Here is a 22,088-nt window from a genome sequence, read left to right on the forward strand (position 1 = left end):
GAAAGGCATACGAGATGCGGGCGGCCGCCGGTGCTTCAAGTGGCCGGAGCCACGCGCGGCTCATTTGCCGTTCCCCGCCGATCTCGCCGATACTGAGACTTTCAGCCCGAGGGCAACCATCGTGATGAAGATGCGCGCAGCGCAGGTGCTCGAACTCGTCGTCAACCTCGCGTTGCCCTGGGTTGCCTATCGCCTCGCGCTGCCGTACTGGGGCGAAACGGGCGGACTCATTGCGTCCGCCGTGCCGCCCGTCGTGTGGAGCATCGTCGAACTGGTGCGCTTCAGGCGTGCCGACGCGCTCAGCCTGACGGTGCTGCTCGGCATCGTGCTGTCGATCGGCGCAATGGCGCTCGGCGGCGATCCGCGCATGCTGCTGTTCCGCGAGTCGCTGGTGTCGGGCGCGATCGGCATCGCGTTCCTGTTGTCGTTGCTGCGCGGGCGCCCTGCCGTCTTTTATCTGACGCGTGCATTCGTCGCCCGCGAAATGACGAACGGCGCCGCGCATATCGACATGCTGTGGCGCGAGCGTCCCGCATTCGCTCGCGGGCTGCGGGTGCTGACGGCCACCTGGGGCATCGGCCTCGCGAGCGAAACCGCACTGCGCGGCTGGATGGCGTGGCACTGGCCGATCGAACGCGTGCTGGTGGTGTCGCCTTTCGTCGGCTACGGCATCTTCGGCGGGTTGATGGTCTGGACGCTCTGGTACCGGCGCACGCTGCGCGATCTCGCGCAGCAGCAGACCGATTCCGAAACGGAACCGCCGCGCGGCACGGCAGCCAATTAGCACCCATCCTCCGCTTCCGCGGCCTCCGCGATCCGCGCCGCGAGTCCCGAATCGCGCTGTGTCGGCGTCGCGATCGCGCGCATCAGCACCGCACGCGAGCCGACCACTTCGACCCGCTCGCGCGCCCGCGTGACAGCCGTATAGACCAGCTCGCGCGACAACACGCGGCTGAACGTGGACGGCAGCATCAGCACGGCATGATCGAACTCCGAGCCTTGCGACTTGTGGACGGTGAGCGCGAACGCAGTGTCGTGCGGGGGCAGCGCGGCGGGCGACACGGCGCGCAAGCCGCCGTCGGCACCACGGAAACAGACGCGCAACGCGCCGTCCGCGCCCGGCAGCGCGATGCCGATATCGCCATTGAACAGGCCCAGCGCATAGTCGTTGCGCGTCACCATGATCGGGCGGCCGGCGAACCATTGCGCGCCGATCGCGAGCGGCACACGCGCAGCACGGCGCACCTGCGCGGCCATCGCCGTGTTCATCTGATCGACGCCGCGTGCGCCGAGACGCGTCGCACACAGGATGCGAAAGCGATTGAGCGCGTCGAAGAGCGCGGGCGCGTGCGACACAACGTTTGCCGGACTGTCGGCGAGCGCCGCAGCCAGCGCGTCCGCATACGCGCCGAAGCCGGCGGCGAGCCGGTGAATCGTTTGATCGGAAGGCGTGGCGTCGACGTCTTCGTGAAACCCAGCCGCGCAAGGCTCGGCGGGATCGATGTCCATCACGTCGAGCGCTTCTTGCGCCGCGCCGCGCCGGATCGCGAGCGACAGACGGCCGATCGCCGATTCGAGTCCGAAGCGGTAATTGCGCTCCAGCCACACGACACAATCCGCGAGCGGCGCGGCCCGTGCCTGCTTCGATGGCGATGGCGCGTCAGTGGACATGCTGAACAGATCGTCGAACGAAGGTTCCGCTTCGTCCGAACGCGCATCGTGATCGGTGGCGGTGGTGGGTAATCCATCGCGCAACGCGCGTTCGTGGATCCCCAACGCGGCCGCGATCGAACCGACGCCCTTTGCCGTGAACGCGGGCTGCGCGCTCAGCTCGCCGAACACCGCGCCCGCTTCGACGGCGGCGAGTTGATCCTTGTCGCCGAGCATCACGAGATGGGTGTCGCGAGCGAGCGCATCGAACAGATGCGTCGCCAACGCGACGTCGATCATCGACGCCTCGTCGATCACGATCACGTCGTACGGCAACGGATTGTCGCGATGATGGCGGAAGCGCCCGTTCGGCCCGGTGCCCAGCAGCCGGTGCAAGGTGAACGATGTCTGCGGCAGACGCGCGGCGAGGTCGGGCGGCAACGACCCGGCGCGCGCGAGCAGCGCCTCCTGCATCCGCTGCGCCGCTTTGCCCGTCGGCGCGGCGAGCGCGACTCGCAGGTCCGCGCGCGCGTCCAGCAGGCACGCGAGCACGCCGACCACCGTGGTCGTCTTACCCGTGCCCGGCCCGCCGCTGACGATCGTCAGCCGCCCCGACAACGCCATCACGGCCGCCACGCGCTGCCAGTCGATCTGCTCGTCCTGCGGCGGGCCGAAATAGCGCAGCAGCCTTTCGCGCAGACCTTGCGACGACGACATGCCGGCCGACACGGCATCCTGATGCGCGCCGCGCGCGTGCTCGACGAGGGACTGCGCGAGCCGGCGCTCGTAGTCGTAGTAACGCGCGAGATAGAGCCGCCCTTGCCCGTCGACGACCAGCGGCCGCAGCGCGTAAGCCGGCTGCATACCGTCGCTGGCGATGCCGCTCGCGAGCAACGCGCGGCGCACATGCGCGACCTCGGCTTCGTAACGTTGCGCGAGATCGTCGAGCGGCACGCACACATGTCCTTCGGATGTCGCGCGGCTCGCAGCGAACGCGGCGCGCGCGGCCCAGCGCACGGCGTCTTCGGACGCACCGCCGCGCAGCGCAAGCGCACTCACCCGCCGTGCGAAACCTTCCGCGAGCGCCGTACTGAAGTCAGCGGGTGCGGGAACATTGACCTCGACGTCGGGCAACGGCTGATCGAACGTGCTCACGACGTGCCTCCGTTCATCAAAGCATCGAGCGCGACGACGAGCCCGTGGTCGGGCCGGCGGACATGCACGCCCGCGACATGGGTGTCGTCGCGCCACTCGGGACGCACCCCGCGCACGAACAGATACAGATAGCCGCCGATGTGCTTCTCGTACTCGTAACCAGGCAGCCGCAAACGTAGATAGCGATGCAGCGCGACGGTATAGAGCAGCGCCTGAAGGTGATACGCGTGGTTCGTCATCGCTTCGTCGAGCGGCGCGGCGGCGTAACTGCCGCGCGTATCGCCGAGATGATTCGACTTCCAGTCGACGACCCAGAAACGTCCCTGATGCTCGACGATCATGTCGATGAACCCTTTGACGAAACCGCGCAGCGCGCCCGGCTCCAGCGCGACATCGGGGTAGCCGTGCGCGACGAGCAGCGCGCGCAACGCGGGAAAGTCGAGCGATGCCGCCGAAAACAGAAACTCCAGTTCGTTGAGCCGGCGCTTCGGGTCGAGTGCCGCGAGCGTCATGCCGGGCACGAGTTCGGTGCTCACGATATCGGCGAGCAGGCGCTGCATCATCGCGGGCAGACGTTGCGCGAGTTCGGGCTCGGCGGGCGCGGGCCTGTCACGCAGAGCCTGTCTGATCGCTTCAGGCCATGTGCCGGGATCGGAAAAATCCGCAAGTTCGAACATGCGGTGCAGACACTCGCCCGCCGCCGGGCCGCGCGGAAACGAGAGGATGTCGTCGGCGGCAAGTTCGACGGGCGCAATCGCCATATCGAACACGGGCGCATTCGGTGCCGACAATATGTTGGCCAGTTCGTCGTGATCGGGACGCGCTTCTTCATTCACCGCATTGGACGCCGACGCTTCGTCGGCCCGCGATCCCGCCGCGATCAGCGAACTGAAGCTCGTCATGCGCCACGCGTCGCGCAGTGACCGCCGGTTCGCGCGGGCGCGCAGTCGCACACCGCTATCGGTGACGCGTTCCAGCGGCTCACGACGCACGACGGATGGCAAAGCGGCGACCGCCACCGGCCCGCCTGCGAGCGCCTGCCAATGCCCATAGATCGCGCCTTCTTCGAGCGGCTTCGCCAGCCACTCGTCGAAGTCGCGCGCACGGCCCGCGACCAGCCAGTTCAGCACGCTGCGCGCCGACTCCTTCGTCGATCGCGCCGACAGATAGGTGCCCGCCGCGACGTAGCAGCGATACACGGCGCGTGTCAGCGCGACGTAGATCAGCCGCGCGCGCTCGGCTGCCTGTTCGCGTGTGGCCTGCCTGCTTGCGAGATCCGCCTGCTCTTCGTCGCAGCCGTAGTGCAGCACGGCCGCGCCGCCGTCGTCGTGATATTCGCGTGCATCGGGCAAGCCCGACGGATGCGGCTCGCGCATGCTGCCGTCGTTGAGAAACGGACAGAACACGACGGCATACTCGAGTCCCTTCGACTTGTGCACGGTGACGATCTGCACGAGATTGCGGTCCGATTCGAGCCGCAACTGCGCCTCTTCGCCGCCGCCAGCGCCTTCGCGCTGCGCCGCGAGCCAGCGCAGCGTCGGCGCGATGCCAGGCTGCGACGCGGCGCGTGCCTGCACGAGTTCGGCGAGATGGTTGACATTGGTGAGCCGCCGCTCGCCCTCGGCGCCCGCGACGATCCGCTGGGCGACCTGCAGTTCGCGCATCAGCGTGCGCCACATGACGGCGAAGCCGCGCTCGTGCCACAGCATCCTGTAACGCGAAAAACGCTCGACCCAACTCATCGCATCGACGGTCTGCGTGACCTCGCCTGCGGCAGGCGTCGACGCGTCGTCGTGTTCGAGCCGCCACAGCGATGCCGCGTCGAGACCGAACCAGTCAGAGGCGAGCGCCGCACGCAGACGGCGCAAGTCGCCGGGTGTATCGACGGCGGCCAGCACGCGCTCGATCTGCTCGGCATCGAGCGATTCGAACACCGACGCCTGCGCAAGCTCGACGCTGCCCACGCCCCACGCGGACAACACGCGCTTGATCAGGCTGCCCTGCTTGTGCGTCTGCACGAGCACGGCGATATTGCCGGGCGCGAGCGGCTTGTCGCCGAGCATGACGCGGCCCTCGCGCGCGCCGCGCAACAGCCGCACGATCTCCGCCGCGCAAGCCTCGCTGGCCGCGCGCTGTGCGTCGCGTTTGATCAGCGCCGCGTCGCCGTGCGGCAGCATCCATGCGCGGAAATCGCCGCCGGCCGCGCCATCCCTGTCGATGAGCGGCGGCCGTTGCCGCTCGCCTGCCCGCACCGGCTGATAGTCGAGCCCTTCAAGCACGAACGCCTTCTGATTCGCTTCGAAAAAGCGGTTGCATGCTTCGACGATGGGCGCCGTCGAACGCTGATTGACCGCGAGCGTGTAGCGCGCCGAGGCCTTCGCACGCGCGGCGAGATAGGTATGCAGATCCGCCGCGCGAAAACTGTAGATCGCCTGTTTGGGATCGCCGACCAGAAAGAGCGGTCCCTTCGGCGCAAAGATGCGGTTGAAGATCGCGAACTGCAGCGGGTCGGTGTCCTGGAACTCGTCGATCAGCGCAGCGGGATAGCGCGCGCGCAGCGCATCCGCGAGCCACACATGCGTCGCGAGCGCATGATGCAGGTTCGACAGCAGATCGTCGAACGACACGACGCGGCGCGTGCGCTTTCTTGCCGTCAATTCATACGGCGCATAGTCGAGCCAGGCCTGGACGAGGCCGAGCCAGCGCGCGCGCTGCGCTGCCTCAGCCGCGAGCGAGGCTGCGGCGAGTTCGTCCGCGATGATGAAGAACGGATGCGCGGGCGGCTCGAAATTCTTCTTCGTGCCCTTCGTCAACGCGGCTGCCGTCAGCTTCAGCGCGGCCTTCGGCGGCGGCGCATGGCAGTCGTCCTGGGCGAAATAATCGCTCCACGCTTCGATCGCGGCGCTCACCAGTTCGGGCTTGTGCGACAGTTTGCTCAAGCCCTCCTGCGCCGCTTCGAGCAGGCGCACGATGTCGTCGCGTTCGGCGCGCCACATCTCGCACGCCGCGTCGAAGCGCGTCTGCATGTCGGTCCCCGCAGCGCCTTCTATTTCACCGACCTCGCCCCAGCGCAACTGCGCGAGCGGCTTTTTCAGGCGCCGTGCAAGCTGTGCGTCCAGCGACGCCGGCCCCGCGCGCTTTTCGACCAGCCACGCCGCGAACGACGGATGCCGTGCGGCAACGGGTTCGACCTGTTCGCGCCAGAAATCGGCGGCCAGTTCGAAGCGCAACGCGGCATCGTCCGCTTCCATCTCGAACGCGAACGGCATCGCGGCCGCGAACGGCGCCTCCTGCAACGCGCGCTGACAGAACGCGTGGATCGTGTGAATCGCCGCCTGATCGAAGGTCCGCAATGCGCGCCGCACGGTTTTCGCGGCCGCTTCGAGATCGACGCCGCGCTTCTCGGAAAGCGTCGTCTCGAACAGCCGGATGATGAACGGATCGTTGCCGTCGTCGCCCGTTTCGATCGCGCGCTGCACTTCGGCGAGACGCCCGCGAATGCGTTCATGCAACTCGGCCGTCGCGGCTTTCGTAAACGTCACGACGAGAATCTGATCGGCGCTCAGATTCTTCTCCAGCAACAGCCGCACATAGAGCGCGCAAATGTTCCAGGTCTTACCGGTTCCCGCCGACGCTTCGATCTGGTTGACGCCGTCGAGATCGCACGCGAACACATCGAGTTCCTGCGCGGCGGGAGCCTGCATCCATCGTGCGCCGCTCATGACGCGCTCCTCAGATGCGCGACGAGCGGCTTGAAGACCACCACCGCCAACGTGCCGAACGGTTCGTCGAGCGTCAGCGACGCACCGCGATACGCGATGCGCAGCGCCGCGTCGTCGGATTCGCCGCGCACGCGGTCGCTCATCCATGCGCCCTGCGCAGCGGAGTCGCTGTCGCTGATCTTCGTCCATGCGCTCTTCGGGAAGAAGCGCAGCGGCAATGCGCGCCCGGCGCGGAACAGCGCGGCAAGCGTGGCGAGTTGCTCGAACGGACGCTCGACGGCCGTGAGTTCGAACGACTCTCCGCTTGCGTGCCATACGGTGCGGCGCGGGCCGTCCGGCAGCGCCGCGCAATAGACGAGATGCGACAGCCATGCGGACAGATAGTCGCGTGCGGTCGGCTTCGCGTAACGGAACACCACCTGCCCTGTCGGCGTCAACAGATTGAGCGTGCCCTGCAATTGCAATGGACCTTCCGACCTCTCGCGCAGTACGTCGTCGTAGCGGCCGAACAGCGCGACATCGCCCGTGTCGGGCCAGCGTGCATCGATATCGAGCGTGAACGGCAGGCGCGTGACGCCCGACGCCACTTCGCGCCGCACGCGATCCGCAAGCCCGCGCAGCGCCGAGAGTTCGCGTGTGCGCCACACCGCGCCCGTCGCGCCGCCCGGCATCTCGGGGCTGGCTTCGGCGACGCGGCGCACGCGTTCGAGCGCTTCGCTGTCGAAACCGGTGTCGAGCAGCGCGGGGAGCAGTCGCTCGGCCAGCGCATCGCGGCTCGCGTAGTCGAGTTCGAACGGCTCCATGTCGAGCAGTTCGCCCTGCGCATCGGACAGTACGATACCGAGCCGGTCACGCAGCAACGCGCGCGCGGGATGCCGCCAGAAGCGCTGGAAGTCGTCGAAGGCGACGGGTTCGTCCGGCTCGGCGGGCAGCGGCGCGGCGAAGAACGGCGCGACCGGCGCACTCGACGGTTCGGCAAGCAACGCGGCAAGCTCGGCACGGTCGGCGTCGTAACTGAACAATGCGCTTTTCGGGTTGAAGTAGTCGGACGCGAACGGCTGCAACGGATGCTCGACGATGAATGCGCGTCGCGCGGCGTCGAGTTCGGCAGGCGACGCGTCTTCCGCCGACGACACGCGCGCCAGATGATCGAGCAGTTCGTCGACGAGCGCGGCGGGCGGCAACGGCGCGTTGTCGCGAATGCTGCGCCCCGTGTAAGCGATCAACAGCCGATCTTGCGCGGCCAGCAGCAGGTCCAGAAACAGATTGCGTTCGTCGTCGCGCCGCTGACGATCGCCCGCCTTGCCAAAGCCGGCCATCAGATCGAACTCGTCGGCACGCGCGAGGCTCGGCAACACACCGTCGTCCATGCCGAGCATGCACACCACTCTAAACGGCAAACCGCGCAAGCTGGTCAGCGACGAGAACGTGACGCTGCCCCACGGCACGCCGCCGCGCGCGGGATCGTCGAGTGCTTCGGCGAGCGCCGTACGCACCACGGCCGCCGGCATCGGCAGGTGCTCAGCGCCCGCGCGCATCGCTTCGCTCATCGTGTCGACGGCATCGCGCACGGTGGCAAGGCTGTCCGCGAAGTCGACGCCGCCGTCGAAACAGCGGCCCAGCACTTCGAGCAACAGCTGTGTCCACTCGACGGGCGACAAGTCGTCCGCGCAGCGCCGCGCGAACGCATCGACGTCGTCGACGAAACTCGCGAGCCGGCCGAGCAGTTCCGCATCCGATCCATCCGCGCCCTCGACGGGCAGCCACGCATCCACGGGCGCGCCGCCTTCGGGCATCGCGTAGCCGAGAAAGAGCCGCGTGAGCGCGTCGGCGAATGTGTGGCGCGCGACGGGAACCGCGCTGTCGGCGGCGGGCGCCGGTGTGAGACCACGTCGCGCGCCCGCTGCCGCGAGCCATGCCTGCACGTCTTCGAGCGCCGCTGCGTCGATGCCATAGCGGGCGGCGATGGCATCGACTCGCAGCCATTCGATCAGCTCCGGCGCGCCGACATTGCGCTCGGGCAGCGCGAGCCAGTCGAGCAGCACGCGCGCCACGGGGTTCGCCTGCGAAGGCGGCAAGCCCGTGATCCGGTATGGAATGCGGCGCGTGTCGCCCGCCGGCGACGTGCCGAACACGGCATCGATCAGCGGGCCGGCCGCGCCGAGATCGGGTAGCGTGACGAGCACATCGGCGGGCTGCAGATCGTCGAACTCGTCGAACCAGCCGAGCAGGCGATCGTGCAGCACTTCGAGCTGACGCGCGAGGCTATGGCAGACATGCACTTCGATGCCGCGTTCGTCGGGCGGCGTGCCGAGATCGCGCTCGTCGCGCAGATCGAGCATCGCGTTCTGCACGGCCGCGAGCCAGCTCGGCGCGGCGTTCCCGGCGAAATACGAGGCCTCGGCCGACGCCGCGCTTTCCGTCAGTTCGTGCAGCATGTGCAGCTGCGCCTGCGTCTGCCGGCCCCATTCGGCGAGCAGCGGATGACCGACTTCCTGATAGTCGAGCTGGCCCGCCGCATCGAGCGCTTCGACGCGCCCTGCGCTGACGATATCGAACCAGAATTCGCGGCACGGATTCATCGCGTACAGACGCACGTCGATCCAGCGCGACAGCTCGCGCAGCAACGCGATGTGCAAAGGCGGCATGGTCGGCAGCGCGAACACGCTCACCGACTCGGGCCATTCGGCGCGCGCGATCGTGTCGAGATCGAACGATCGCACTTCGTCGAGAAAGCGATAGGCGGGCGGCGTGGCCGCGTCCGACGCATGCGCGCTACCCGCGACTTCGCCGAGCAGCGTGCGCCACAGCGCGCCCTGCCAGCGCTCGTCTTCGCGCTCGGCGGCGCTCGCGCCCGTCAGACGCGGGCCCGTGTCGCCGACCGCGCCGCTCGCGAAGATCGAACCGCCCTTCTGCCATTGCAACAGCCATTCGGGACGATAGGTCAGATAGTGGTCGAGTACCGTCGCGACGCGACGCGCGAGTTCGTAGCGCATCGGCGGATCGGCGGCGTCGAGGTAGCTGCGCAGACGCGGCGAAGCGTTCCACGGACGCGCTTCGTCCGCGTCGCCGAGCAGACGGTAGCAGCGCCACACCAGCCGGTCCGGCGCGAACGGCGAACGCGGCGGCACGTCGATCACGCCGCCGATCTGCGCCCACAGCCATTGCGCGAGATAGCCGAAGTGGATGTTCGCGCACACGCCCTGGCGCGCGGCGATATCGAGTTCGAGGCGCCGCCGCACGGCCGCGCTCGGCACGATCACAGGTTGCGCCGTCCACGGACTGGAAGGCGTCTGCCCGAGCCCGTCGAGCAGCGCGCCGACGAGCACGTCGTACCGGTTCGAATAGACAATCTGGAGCATGGATCGCGCGTTCAGGCGGCGCCGCGCTTGCGCGCGGGCCGTGCGGAAATTCGATGCGACAGCATAGCAAACGCGTTCGCCGTCACGCACCCTGGCCATCCGGCAGATGGTCCGCATAGGGGCAAATCAGTTAGACTCGACGGCAGTTCGAGGCATGAACAGGCCCGGCTGCTTCATCAACATATGGACACGAGACACCAGGCGGTCGATGCGCTATTCAGTCGAAATCAAAAAGTTTCTGTATAGCCAGTACTTCTACGGCGGCTTGCGCATTGCAGTGGGCGTGTCGCTGCCCGCCATCCTTTGCCTGATCGTCTTTCACAACCGGGAACTCGGCTTCACGATCGCGACGGGCGCGCTCGGCGCGTGCGCCGTCGACATGCCCGGCCCGCTCAAATACAAACACAACGAAATGCTCGCGTGCAGCGTGATCGGCTTTCTCGCCGCGCTCGCTACGGGCCTCGCGACGGTCAACCCGGTCGCGCTGTGGTGCACCGTCGTGCCGCTCACGTTCGTGCTGTCGCTGATCGTCGTCTACGGCAACCGCTGGCCGCAGATCAGCTTCGCGACGCTGTTCATGATGATCATGACGCTCGAAGAGCATTTCACGCCGCTGCAGGCGCTCGTCAACGCGTCGTGGATGCTCGTGGGCGGCCTGTGGTTCACGTACTGGTCGACCTTCGTGAGCCACTGGATGATGTACCGGATCGAGCAGCAGGCGCTTGCCGAAAGCGTGTTCGCGCTGGCCGACTACCTGCTCGCGCGCGCCGACTTCTTCGATCTCGACAACGATCTCGACGAGTGCTATCGCAACCTCGTCGCAAAACAGATCGCGGCCGTGGCCATGCAGGACGCCGCGCGCGACATCGTGCTGCGCAACCTGCCGAAGCTGAAGAGCGGACGGCTCCAGCCGCGCCGGGCGACGCTATTCAACCTGTTCATCCATATCGTCGATCTGCATGAGCAGTTCGTCGGCGCGCATACCGACTACCCGCTCGTGCGCAATACCTTCGGCGGCTCGGATCTGCTGATCTTCTATCGCGACCTGATCCGCAAGGCGGCGGCCGATCTCGAAGACATCGGTCTCGCGGTGCTGCAGAACGAGCCGCCGCGTGCACGCATCAACGTGAAGGCGGAACTGCGCGCAATCGAATATGAAATCGAGCAGATGCGCAAGCAGGAGTTGCCGAAGAAGCACCCCGAAGCCTACTCGACCATTTCCGCTTCGTTCCGGCGCGTGTGGAGCGCGACGCGGCTCATCGAGCGGATGCGCAAGAACCTCGCGAACGAGGAAAGCACGAAGGAAACCGATCTGCGCATCGATCAGGCGCTGACGCGTTTCGTGTCCAGCCGCCGTGTGCCGTTCGGCTCGATCTTCTCGAACCTGACGATGGCCTCGCCGAGCTTCCGGCATGCGCTGCGCGTGACGATCGCCGTCGCGGTCGGCTTCTGGCTCGGGCGTCTGCTGCCGCTCACCAACGCCTACTGGATCGTGATGACGACCGTCATCATTCTGAAACCCGGCTACTCGCTGACCAAGCAGCGCAACGGGCAGCGTATCGTCGGCACGCTGATCGGCTGCGCGGCGAGCATCGCGCTGATCATGAGCGTGAAGTCGCCGCATCTGCTCATCGTCGTGATGTTCGCGTCGATGGTGATGAGCTACAGCCTGCTGCTCTTCAACTACACCGCGAGCGTCGTGTTCACGTCGTCCTATGTGCTGCTGATGTTCCATCTGCTCGCGCCGGGCAGCCTGCATATCATCGGCGAGCGCGCGATCGACACCGTCGTCGGCTGCGCGATCGCGATCGCCGCGAGCCACCTGTTCCCGTACTGGGAATATCGGCTGATGGGCAAGCTCGTCGACGACATGATCGCGGCGATGCGCAGCTATCTGGAAGCGAGCTGGTGGTGGGGAGGCAAGCCGGCCGCAGCAGCAGCGGTGATCACACCGTCCGCGCTGACGGAAGCGGCCGCGCTCGCGCCTGCCGTGGCCGTCGCGGAGGTAATGGCGAGCGGTGCGAACGGGGTGGCGGAAGCAGCCGTGGCGGCGTCGGCAGCGGGTATCTCGATCAGCGCGACAGCCGCTGCGAAACCATCGGCGCCGACGCCCGCCGCCGCTGCCGCCGCGAGCGCGCTCGATCGCGACTACCGCTATCGGCTCGCGCGCAAGAACGTGCACGTCGCGTTCGCCAATCTCGGTCAGGCATTTCAACGGATGATGCTCGAGCCCAAGTCGGCGCAGAAGTTCGTGCCGGAACTGAACGACCTGCTGGTGCGCTCGCATGTGCTCGCGTCGCAGATCACGGCGGCGGCGCCGTTGCTGCGCACCTCGTCCCAGCAGATGGGCGGACCGTCGCATCAACCGCTGCAACGCGCGCTGACGCTGATCCGCGACAACCTCACGCACGCGGAGGAAGGCAATCCGCCGCCTGCCGATCAGGTGGAGATTTCAAAACAGTTGACGCGCGAACTCGACACAATGGTCGTCGAGGCGGAACGCTCGCCCGACTATGCGCCCGATGCCGTGCATGAACTGAAGCTGCTTGCGCATCAGTGCAAGCAGATGCTGGCGGCGTCGTTCCAGATTCGCAAGGACGCGAGTGTGATCCGCCTGCCGGAGAACTGAGACAGCCTCGCTTACTGCGACGCGCCCTTTGCAGCGTTGACGGCAGCCGCCGCTGAAGACGCCGCGGAAGCCACTGAATCGACGGCATTCTCGCGATCGTATTCGCGCTTTTCCGTGATCGCGTTGTAGAGAATCGTTGCGATCACCAGCAACACGACAACGACGATAAACACGGCGACACCAAGCGTCGGGTTCTTTTTCTTGCGCGGATCATTCATGAGTCGGGCTCTGCTCGCGGGTTGATTCGGCGGAGCGGGCATTCTACGCCGAAGCACCTTGCGCGCGGCTTGCAGTCCGCCACGCGCACGCGCGGTCCGACCGCGCAACGCCGCGTGAACGCCATCAGCGGCTTTCCGCGACCACGGCCGCACGCACCGGCAATGCCGTCGAATACTTGATCTGCTCCATCGCGAAACTGGAACTGACGTCGTACAGCGGCACCGAACGAATCAGTTGCTTGTAGACGCGGTCGTAGTCGTCGATATCGGACACGACGACGCGCAGCAGATAGTCGGTCTCGCCGCTCATCCGGTACACCTCGACTACTTCGGGAATGTCCTGCACCGCGCGCGTGAACGTCTGCGCCCAGGCTTCCGTGTGCTGGTTCGTGCGCACGGCGACGAACACGGTCGTGCCGACGCCCAGTTTGCGCGGATCGCACAGCGCGACCTGCGCGCGGATCACGCCCGCTTCCTTGAGCCGCTGAACCCGCTTCCAGCAGGGCGTCTGCGACAGGTTCACGCGCGCCGCGAGTTCCGCGATCGGCATCGTGGCGTCTTCCTGAAGCAGTTCGAGCAGCCGCCGATCAATGATGTCCATTCCCATCTTCCCACCCAGATAGAAAATTATTCTATTTCTCGTCAAGACGGAGGAATTATATGAAAACTCTTTCTCCGCGCAAATCGGTATAAATGAGGGCAATCCCGTTCTCGAAGAACAACATCAGCGGAGCCTTCCATGAACCCTTCTACCGGCTTGAATACACGCGAATTCCCGATGGCCGAATCGCTCGCTTTTCACTGCGCGATGCCCGCGCCGGGCGCGCTCGCGAGGCTGTGCAACGCCCTCGATGCCGCCTTCGACGCCTGCGCCGATGCGCTCGATCCGTCGCAGCATGCGTCGTTCGCCCGTGCGGTGCGCGCCGCGCTCGCCGAAGCGGCCGCCGATCCCGCGCTGCTCACGGATGCCCAGCGCGAAGCGTCTACCGCCTGCTACCGGCGCCATTTGCTTGCCGCCGATCCGGACGGCCGCTATGCGATCGCCGCGCTCGTCTGGATGCCCGGTCAGGCCAGTCCGATTCACGCGCATCATACGTGGTGCGGCTATGCGGTCATCGACGGCACGTTGACGGAAACCCTGTACGACTGGCAAGCGGACGACGATTGTGCGACGCCCGTGCGCGAGCAGTCGCGCGAACCGGGCGCGGTGTCGTTCACGCGATCGGGCCGCACCTGCATCCACCGGCTCGGCAATGGCAGCGACTCCGCCGCTGTCTCGCTGCATATCTATGGCGTATCGGGCGAGCAGATCAGCACGCATGTGAACGACGTCGTGCGCCTCGCCGAGAACGTACAAGCCGTTCCTGCCTGATTGCGCATCCTTCCCGGCTGCATCAAACGAAAAGGCGTCACGCAGCATGACCGCGTGACGCCTTTTTCAATCTCGAAGCCTCATCTTTTCACGTCTTGCCGCCATCGCCCGCCGTCGGAATCTGCGGCGGCACGGAAGCCGTTTGTCCTGTCGACGGCGGCGCCGGACGCGGCTCATGCGACACGTCGCGCGCCGGCGGCATCGCGCCGCCCGTCTTGGGCCTGAACGGCGTGGTCGTGCCCGTCGCGGATTCGCGCGCATGCGCCTCGCGATGCGCGATGTCTTCTTCGTCCATCAGCGCTTCCCCCACTTCGTCGCCCCGCGACGTATGCACGCGCATCTGCGGCACGGGAATCTCGATGCCCGCTTCGTCCATCTTGCGCTTCAGTCGCAGATTGAACGCACGCGCCACGCTCCATTGCTGCAGCGGCCGCGTCTTGATCTGGCCTTTGACGACCATCCAGTTCGGATCGAAGCGATCGAGTCCCCACACTTCGACCGGCCCGAGCATTTCGCGCCGGTAACGGAAGTCCGCCATCAGGTCCGCGCCGACGGCGCGAATCAACTGCGTCACCTCGTCGACGTCGGCGGAGAACGGCACGCGCACTTCGAACACCGCATACGCAAAATCGCGCGACAGGTTCTTCACGATCTTGATCTGCGAGAACGGAATGGCGTGAATCGCCCCCTGGCCGTCGCGCAGACGCACCGTGCGGATCGACAGATATTCGACGGTGCCCGCGTGGCCGCCGTCGATATCGATCCAGTCGCCGACCGAAATGGTGTCCTCGATGATGATGAACAGGCCCGTGATCAGATCGCTCACCAGCGACTGCGCGCCGAAACCGATCGCGAGACCGATCACACCGGCGCCCGCCAGCAGCGGCGTCACGTTGATGCCGAGGTTCGCCGCCGTGACGATGCCCGCGATCGTCAGGATCGTCACTAACAGCACGTTGCGCACGAGCGGCAGCATCGTGCGGGCGCGCATGCTCGGGTTCTTCGACCTGTTGCGCGGACTGCTCGGATTGACGGCTTCCTGAATGGCCGTGTCGATCAGGATCCACACAAGCCACGACAGGAACAACGTGATCAGGATCGCCGTCAGCGCGTGCGCGATGCCGCGCGCCGTCACGCTTTCCTCGATGATCTGCGCGAGCGACACATCCCACAGCCGCGCGGCGAACTCGAAGTACGCGAGCCAGACGAACAGCGTGATCAGTGTGCCGACGAAACGCAGCAGCCGCGTCAGATACGGCGAGCGGCGCCGGCGGCGTGCACTGCGCGGACGCGTCACGCGCAGCACGATAGCCGACAGAAAGAATGCCAGCACCAGCAGCAACGCCGTCACGACGGAAATCTGCAACACGTTCTCGCCGCTGCCGATACCGCCGATCGTCGCGATCACGGACGCCGTCGCGAGCACCAGCATCGGTACGTGCCACAGCGAAGCGAGCACGTCGAAGGCATCGGTCGCGGCCTTGTGATCGTGGCGCTGCTCATACGCGCGATTGCGGATCAGATGCGCCACGGGACGCCGGAACGCGAGCGCGAAGTAAGCGGTCAGCGCCGCCGCCGTCATGTTCGACACCGTCGACACGAGCGCCGCGAGGTTCGTGCCGAGTTCATGCGCGACATCGTAGTTGACGGCGGCATCGCCGAGCGCGCTGCAAATGCCGATTGCGAACAGCAGCCGCCTGCCGTGCTCGATCAGCAAGCGCACAGCCGCGCGCCGATGCCCCGAGCCGAACAGCGAGAACATGATCAGGCAGATCGCCGAGAACACCGCCCCTGCGACGATCGCATACGCGATCACCATCGCGATCGTGCGGCCGAGCGAATCGGGCATCGCGCGCACGAACATCAACGCGGCGACGAACGCGACGATCCACGGACCCACGCGGCGCAGTGCGAAGATCAGCAGATCGCGCGTGGTCGGATTCGCATCGAGCCGCACGACGATGCCAAAGCGCGCGTGAATCTTGCGCTGCAGATAGATGAGCCCCGCCGCGCACGCGCCCCATCCGGCGAGCACCGCGAACATGGTCAGCAGCACCTGGCCGAAATGCTCGCGTCCCTGGCTCGTGACGATCGTGTAGATCTCGTTGCCCGCCGCATTGAAGCGGCCGGACCAGTAATTGAGCGGCGAGCGGCCCTGATGCACGTCCGATTCGAACGACGCGATGCCCGCCGCGATCGCGCCGAGCAGCCCCGAACCGGGATTCGGCTGCGCGGTCGCGGGCGGCCCGACGGTCTTCGACGCATCGCGCAGCTTTTTCAGCTGGGCGACGAGCGCGGTGCGCTGATGGTCGTTGTCGAGCGTACTGATCACGCTGTCGAGCGATTTCGTCAGTTCCGCCTGGCTCGCGGGCGATGGCGCCGACGCCGCATCGGCTGCCGATGCACCCGACGCGGGCGCCGCCGGCGACACCGTCGCGCTATTGATCAGGCTTTGCAGCGCGGGGATCACTGGCGTGCCGCTGGCGGCCCCGGCCGCATGCGCGCTGCCGGACAGGCCAAGACCAGCGCCCGCAAGTGCGAGCGATAGCCAGAGCGACCCGCAAAACGCATACGCGAACGCGCCCGCACGCATCCGGCGCGATGATCGGGCGTGCGAAAAGAATCCGAAAACAACACGGAAAACAGCGCGAAAAACGGCGCAAAAAACAGCGTCAATCGCCAGTAGCCCGCCGGATGACGGCGCAGCCCGCGATTCACGCCGCGCAAGGCATGACTTCATGGCAATCCGTGACGGTGCAGCAACCGGGCAGGTTGCGTGGGACGGGAGACGCCAAGTGTAGCGGGTGTCGTCGAGGGAAAACTCCCCGATGCGTAACCGAATGTTAGTGCACTTGCGCGGCAGCGTGACAGCCGCTCCGGCGCGCCGTGCGGCGCTTGTCTACGCGCCACACGGCGTTTGAACCTGCTCAGTACGCGACGGTCGCGAGCTGATGAACGAAACGGCCCTGCTCCAGCTCGTCGACGAAGGCGATCGCGTAGTCTTCGGCCGAAATGCTGCTGTTGCCCTGCGCATCGACGATCAGCGAGCCCGCGCCGGTGCGGAACGTGCCCTTGCGCTCGCCCGGCGCGATCAGCGCAGCGGGCGCGAAGAACGTCCAGTCGAGATCGTTCGCCGCGCGCAGGATCGGGAGCGCGTCGCGGTGCGCGAGCGCAATCGCCCTGTACGCCTGCGGGAAGCCTTCCGTATCGACGAGCTGCTTGCCGGGCGCCACTTCCAGCGAACCCGCGCCGCCCACCACGACCAGACGTTTGACACCCGCCGAGCGCGTGCCTTCGACCAGCGCGCTTGTCGCCTTGCCGATCAGCGCGACGTCGTCCATCGGCGGCGCATACGCGCTCGCGACGACATCGTGCCCGCGCGCGCCTGCCGCGACGCTCGCGGCATCCAGCACGTCCGCCTGCGCAGCTGTCAGGTTCGCGATACCGCCCGGCACGCGCGCGGGATTGCGCGAGAACGCCGTCACCTGATGCCCGCGGCGCGCCGCTTCCGCTGCCACGCGCGATCCGATCATGCCCGTTGCGCCGAACAGCGCGATTTTCAGTGCCTTGCTCATGACAATGTTCCTTCCGCTTAAATGTAACCACAATGATTACATATTTGATTAAAAAAATCGGGGCGTCGCCCCTTACTTCGACACGCTGCTGCGTTCAACCGTCCGCCGCCGCTTTGCGCTTGCGTTCGCGCGAACGCTCGGCACGCACGACGTCGGCCGTCGCGTCGGCCAGTGTGCGCGACGCCAGCGACGCTTCGAGCGCCTGCTGCGCATCGCCGATGATGCCCGTCAGCACCGTCTGGATGTTGCGCCCGACCATGCATGCGGGATTCGGTGTTTCGCGATGCATCGCGAACAGTTGCGCATCGTCGACGGCGCGGTAGATGTCGAGCAGTGTGATGTCTTCCGGTTCGCGCGCCAGCAGCGCGCCGCCGCCCGCGCCGAGTTGCGACGAGGTCAAGCCCGCTTCGGCGAGCATCGCCAGCAGGCGCCGGATCAGCACGGGATTCGTGTTCACGCTTCCCGCTATCATGTCCGACGACAACGGCACGCCTTCCTGCAACGACAGCAGGGCGAGCACATGCACCGCAAAGGCAAATCGGCTACTCGTATTCACAGCGCTGGATCATCCGATACGCATGAGACGCACACTACGTCCCGGCGACGATGTGTAATTATCATAGTTACACTTAGCGCGCCGGTCAAGCGCACGCTTATTTGTCCATCTGCTTCTGGGCGTCGCCCGCATCGGATGGCGCGGACTGCGAGTTCGTCGATGCCTCGCTCGACCATTGCTGCAGCTTGCGCCCCGCCGACTCGAGTCCCGCGCCCGTCGAGCCCACCGCCTTGTTGACGGCGGCGTTCGTCGCACTGGCCGCGCCTTGCAGATTGGCCTGCGCCTGGGATGCGAGATCGCTCGGGCTGAGGTTGATGGTCGGTCCGGACGCGGCCGCGCCGAGATTCTGCTGCGCGGTCGCCTTTGCGGCGTCCACCTGGGCGCCGACGTAACTCGCGGCCTGATCGAGTTTCTGGCTGGCCTGCTGGGCGATGTCGTCGAGCTTGGGCGTCGTCTGGCCCGCCGATGCATCGTTCTTCTGACAGGCGGCGAGGCCTGCCAGCAGCGCGGCGGCGAAGATCGTCGAGCGAATCAGCGGATGACTTGAAAGAAGTTTCATGCTGGTCTTTGAGCCGCATCGGGCGGCTTCGTCTTGCGAAAACGCCTCAATGATACGCTGTTGCGCGTCGCGGGCTCGCCGGTGCGCGCGCGTCGTGCGCTACGAACGCCTTCGCAATCCTGTCAACGATGCTGGAGTAGACTCCCGAGGTTCGACGTATTCCCTCAACCAACGGAGGCATGCGATGGCAGCAAAGAAGATTCTGTTCCTGACGGGCGACTTCGCCGAGGATTACGAAACGATGGTGCCGTTTCAGGCGCTGCAGGCAGTCGGCCATACGGTCGACGCCGTCTGTCCCGGCAAGCGCGCCGGCGAGCGCGTGAAGACGGCGATCCACGATTTCGAGGGCGATCAGACCTACACCGAGAAGCCCGGCCACCTCTTCGCGCTGAACGCGACGTTCGACGAGATCGATCCGTCGCAATACGATGCGCTCGCGATCGCCGGCGGCCGCGCGCCCGAGTACCTGCGTCTCAATGCGAAGGTCATCGACGTCGTGCGCCAGTTCGCCGAAAGCAACAAGCCGATCGCGGCGATCTGCCACGCCGCGCAACTGCTCGCCGCCGCCGATGTGATCCGCGGCAAACGTATTTCGGCCTATCCGGCCTGCGGTCCCGAAGTGAAACTGGCGGGCGGCGACTACGCGGACATTCCCGTCGACGCCGCCATCACCGACGCGAACTTCGTCACAGCGCCCGCATGGCCCGCCCATCCCGAATGGCTGCGCCAGTTCCTCGTGCTGCTGGGCACGCGCATCGAGTTGTGACGCAGCCCAACGACCGGCCGTTTCCGGCCGGTCGCGTCGTGCAGTTTGAGATTTCTCCGATTACACGCACTCATAGGGCCTTCTAAAGTCGCTGGTTGACTTTGGAAGGCTCTACTAATGAATCTCACTAACTGGGTGATCATTCTCGCAGTCGCGCTGATTTCCCTCACCTTCTTCTGCTCGCGCGCGCCGACCAGCTGGTCGATCGAAAATCGCGCGCGGCGCTTCACGGGCACGCGTCTGCTTGCTCAAGCCGTCTTGTCATTCTGGAGCGCGCTTCTGATTGTCGTGCGCGGCCTGTTCGCCCTGGGCGCACACACGATTCATATCGCGCCGGAAATCATTTTCGCCGGCGCTTTGGTTCTGATCGGCGCGAGCTGCTACTGGTCGATCCGCGGCCGCCAGCTGCTCAAGCCGCGCCGCCTGTTCTCCGCACCCTGAACGTTGCGCCGGCTCGATTCGGCCAGGCGCATCGGCGCAATCCCGCTAACGGGCGTCGGCCCGCAACGCCTGTGCGTTGCCCGTCGTTGCCATGTCGCGCGCTTCGTCATGTGCCTTATCGTGCGCATCGTCGCGCTCCGTGTCGTGCGGCGGCGCCGTCGCATCGGGCAACGACAGATAGAACGTCGTGCCCACATCCTCCGTCGATTCGGCCCACACACGCCCGCCGTGCCGCTCGACCATGCGCCGCACGAGCGCCAGACCGATGCCCTCGCCCGCTGCTACATTGCCGTGCAGGCGCTGGAACGCGTTGAACAGGCGCGGCATCGCGACGTCCGGAATGCCGAGGCCGTTGTCCTTCACGTAGAAAATGCGCAGCGTCTGCACGCCGGGCGGCACGGGTGCGGTGCCGATTTCGACGATACCCGTGCGTTCCGGGCTCAAATAGTTGATCGCGTTGCCGATCAGGTTCGCGAACACCTGTTCGAGCGCAGTCGGGTCGCCCCACACGGGCGGCAGCGGCTGCACGATCACACGCGCGTTGCGGTCGCGGATGGTCGCCTGCATCGCGTCGATCACGCGCTGCACGATGTCCCGTACATCCACTTGCTGCCTGCGGTACTCGACACGGCCGACGCGCGATAGCCGCAGCAGCGCGTCGATGATGTGCGACGCCCGCAGCACGGCCGTCTGCAGGAAATGCAACGCCTCGCCGATATCCTCGTCGATCAGCCGCTCGACATGCTGCCGCTGCTGCGTCGACAGCGACGACTGACGCAAGGCCGCGCGCAGGTCGTCGCAAGCGTGAATCAGCTCCTTCGAAAAGCCTTGCAGATTGACGAGCGGCGCGCGCAGATCGTGCGACACGCTGTAGATGAAGGTTTCGTTTTCCTGCGTCTGCTGACGCAAAGTTTCGTTGGTTTGCGCGAGTTCGGCGGCGTGACGGCCCAGATCGGACTGGAAGCGCGCCTGCTGGCGCTCCGCTTCGAGCAACCGCCGGCTCGCCACATGCAGCGTCAGATCGAGCCGCGCGATTTCATCGTTGCCGCGCGTGAGCGGCGCGAGCGGCTCGTTGCTGGCGAGCCGGCTCGCGTTGTCCGACAGCAGCGCCAGCCGGCCGCGCACACCGCGCGCGAAGATCCAGAACGCGATTGCGACGAACACGAGCGAGCCGATCACGGCCGCGACGATCAGCGACTGCTGCCGTTCACGCGCCGCCGCGGCCTCCGCCGAACGCACGGAGTCGAGTTGTCGCTCCTGCGCCTGAAACGCGGCGATCTGCGTGCGAAAGCCGTCGAGCACGTCGGTCGCGGCGAGATCGCGGAACCGCTGCAGCACATCGCGCCGCCGTCCCGAGCGGATCAGATCCTGCACGCGGTCCGACCATTGCCGGTAAGCCTGCACGGACTGACGGATCTGCGCCGCGCGCTCGACCTGGGCCGGATTGTCGGCGACCAGTTCGGCGAGCCGGTCGATGCGCCTGTCGACGTCCATCCAGAACGTGACGGGCGTGGAGACGTCGCGTGCGCCGCTCACCGCCGCACCGCGCAGCCGCACCGATTCGAGCAGCACGGGCGCGAGAATATTCGCCGTCTGACGCAGCACGTCCTCGCTATGCATACTCCAGCGCTCGGCCTGTTCGGCATCCGCTTGCGCCTTGACCAACCCCGACAACAATGCGAGTTCGAAGACGGCGGGTATCGCAATCAGAAGCAGGCCTTTGGTCGTCAGTCTCATGCGCGCGCCGAGGTAGCCGGAAGCCGGCGGGTCGCGCCGGGGACGGCACATTATGTCGGCGATTGAGGCGGATGACAAAGGCGATCCGGGCGCTGATCTCGCCAATCTGGTGCGATCGGGAACGCGTCACGCACCACGCCCTTTTTCTGCATCGGGCGCACCGGGCCAGCCGTTATCTATTCGTAGGAAAATATTAAGGAAATCACAGGCTTATGCCCGATTTTGGGATGGTTGAATGCCCCAATGCGGCACAAATGCACATCTACAGTGCGCTTTGCACAGTCTGTGGCGAGCAAATCGAATCCGTAACGGTGCCACGCGAGGCTCCACAAACCCATTCCAGTGC

The 22,088-nt window shown here is 66.2% G+C and carries 15 protein-coding genes; 5 read left to right on the forward strand and 10 right to left on the reverse strand.

Annotated features, from left to right (window positions below):
• Window positions 1–124 precede the first annotated feature (124 nt).
• On the forward strand, window positions 125–784 hold the full coding sequence (locus G3N95_RS16630) for a VC0807 family protein (protein WP_205971324.1): 660 nt from the start codon (window positions 125–127) through the stop codon (window positions 782–784).
• On the opposite strand, the gene recD is transcribed toward G3N95_RS16630, so the two are convergent.
• From recD to recC, 3 genes are read right to left on the reverse strand one after another with little or no spacing between them, the layout of a single operon-like run.
• The gene (recD, locus tag G3N95_RS16635) at window positions 781–2,805 is read right to left on the reverse strand and encodes an exodeoxyribonuclease V subunit alpha (RefSeq protein WP_205971181.1); all 2,025 of its coding nucleotides are present in this window, start codon (window positions 2,803–2,805) and stop codon (window positions 781–783) included. The genes G3N95_RS16630 and recD overlap by 4 nt on opposite strands.
• Window positions 2,802–6,527 (reverse strand): exodeoxyribonuclease V subunit beta, encoded by a 3,726-nt coding sequence (recB, locus tag G3N95_RS16640; RefSeq protein ID WP_205971182.1) that lies wholly within the window; start codon window positions 6,525–6,527, stop codon window positions 2,802–2,804. Before recB ends, recD begins: the two co-directional genes overlap by 4 nt.
• Complete coding sequence (gene recC, locus G3N95_RS16645) at window positions 6,524–9,889, reverse strand: exodeoxyribonuclease V subunit gamma (RefSeq protein ID WP_205971183.1); 3,366 nt, start codon at window positions 9,887–9,889, stop codon at window positions 6,524–6,526. The genes recB and recC overlap by 4 nt, the downstream gene beginning before the upstream one ends.
• A gap of 208 nt (window positions 9,890–10,097) precedes the next feature.
• On the opposite strand from recC, the gene G3N95_RS16650 reads away from it, so the two are divergent.
• A complete protein-coding gene (locus G3N95_RS16650; protein ID WP_205971184.1) occupies window positions 10,098–12,518 on the forward strand; it encodes an FUSC family membrane protein in 2,421 nt (806 codons plus the stop codon).
• 11 nt (window positions 12,519–12,529) lie between these two features.
• On the opposite strand, the gene G3N95_RS16655 is transcribed toward G3N95_RS16650, so the two are convergent.
• Both G3N95_RS16655 and G3N95_RS16660 read right to left on the reverse strand, forming a co-directional pair.
• Window positions 12,530–12,736 (reverse strand): hypothetical protein, encoded by a 207-nt coding sequence (locus tag G3N95_RS16655; RefSeq protein ID WP_205971185.1) that lies wholly within the window; start codon window positions 12,734–12,736, stop codon window positions 12,530–12,532.
• A 124-nt stretch (window positions 12,737–12,860) separates the two neighbouring features.
• Window positions 12,861–13,343 carry an Lrp/AsnC family transcriptional regulator gene (locus G3N95_RS16660; protein ID WP_205971186.1) on the reverse strand — a complete coding sequence of 161 codons (483 nt, stop codon included), beginning with the start codon at window positions 13,341–13,343 and terminating at the stop codon, window positions 12,861–12,863.
• Window positions 13,344–13,475: 132 nt separating this feature from the next.
• Between G3N95_RS16660 and G3N95_RS16665 the strand changes: the two genes are divergently transcribed.
• Window positions 13,476–14,108 carry a cysteine dioxygenase family protein gene (locus G3N95_RS16665; RefSeq protein WP_205971187.1) on the forward strand — a complete coding sequence of 211 codons (633 nt, stop codon included), beginning with the start codon at window positions 13,476–13,478 and terminating at the stop codon, window positions 14,106–14,108.
• 88 nt (window positions 14,109–14,196) lie between these two features.
• Here the strand turns inward: G3N95_RS16665 and G3N95_RS16670 are convergent, their stop codons facing one another.
• The 4 genes from G3N95_RS16670 to G3N95_RS16685 form a co-directional block, all read right to left on the reverse strand.
• The gene (locus G3N95_RS16670; protein WP_205971188.1) at window positions 14,197–16,848 is read right to left on the reverse strand and encodes a mechanosensitive ion channel family protein; all 2,652 of its coding nucleotides are present in this window, start codon (window positions 16,846–16,848) and stop codon (window positions 14,197–14,199) included.
• 187 nt (window positions 16,849–17,035) lie between these two features.
• Window positions 17,036–17,683 (reverse strand): NAD(P)H-binding protein, encoded by a 648-nt coding sequence (locus G3N95_RS16675; protein WP_205971189.1) that lies wholly within the window; start codon window positions 17,681–17,683, stop codon window positions 17,036–17,038.
• Between the two features lie 94 nt (window positions 17,684–17,777).
• A complete protein-coding gene (locus G3N95_RS16680; RefSeq protein ID WP_205971190.1) occupies window positions 17,778–18,239 on the reverse strand; it encodes an Rrf2 family transcriptional regulator in 462 nt (153 codons plus the stop codon).
• Between the two features lie 97 nt (window positions 18,240–18,336).
• Window positions 18,337–18,798 carry a hypothetical protein gene (locus G3N95_RS16685; RefSeq protein ID WP_205971191.1) on the reverse strand — a complete coding sequence of 154 codons (462 nt, stop codon included), beginning with the start codon at window positions 18,796–18,798 and terminating at the stop codon, window positions 18,337–18,339.
• A 184-nt stretch (window positions 18,799–18,982) separates the two neighbouring features.
• Here G3N95_RS16685 and G3N95_RS16690 point away from each other — a divergent pair, with 184 nt between their 5' ends.
• On the forward strand, window positions 18,983–19,564 hold the full coding sequence (locus G3N95_RS16690; RefSeq protein ID WP_205971192.1) for a DJ-1/PfpI family protein: 582 nt from the start codon (window positions 18,983–18,985) through the stop codon (window positions 19,562–19,564).
• A 117-nt stretch (window positions 19,565–19,681) separates the two neighbouring features.
• Window positions 19,682–20,005, forward strand: a complete 324-nt coding sequence (locus G3N95_RS16695; RefSeq protein WP_205971193.1) for a hypothetical protein — start codon at window positions 19,682–19,684, stop codon at window positions 20,003–20,005.
• A 45-nt stretch (window positions 20,006–20,050) separates the two neighbouring features.
• On the opposite strand, the gene G3N95_RS16700 is transcribed toward G3N95_RS16695, so the two are convergent.
• Window positions 20,051–21,742: a sensor histidine kinase gene (locus G3N95_RS16700; protein WP_205971194.1), complete on the reverse strand. Its 1,692-nt coding sequence runs from the start codon at window positions 21,740–21,742 to the stop codon at window positions 20,051–20,053.
• Between the last annotated feature and the right edge of the window lie 346 nt (window positions 21,743–22,088).

Source organism: Paraburkholderia sp. Tr-20389 (assembly GCF_017104565.1).
GTDB lineage: Bacteria > Pseudomonadota > Gammaproteobacteria > Burkholderiales > Burkholderiaceae > Paraburkholderia.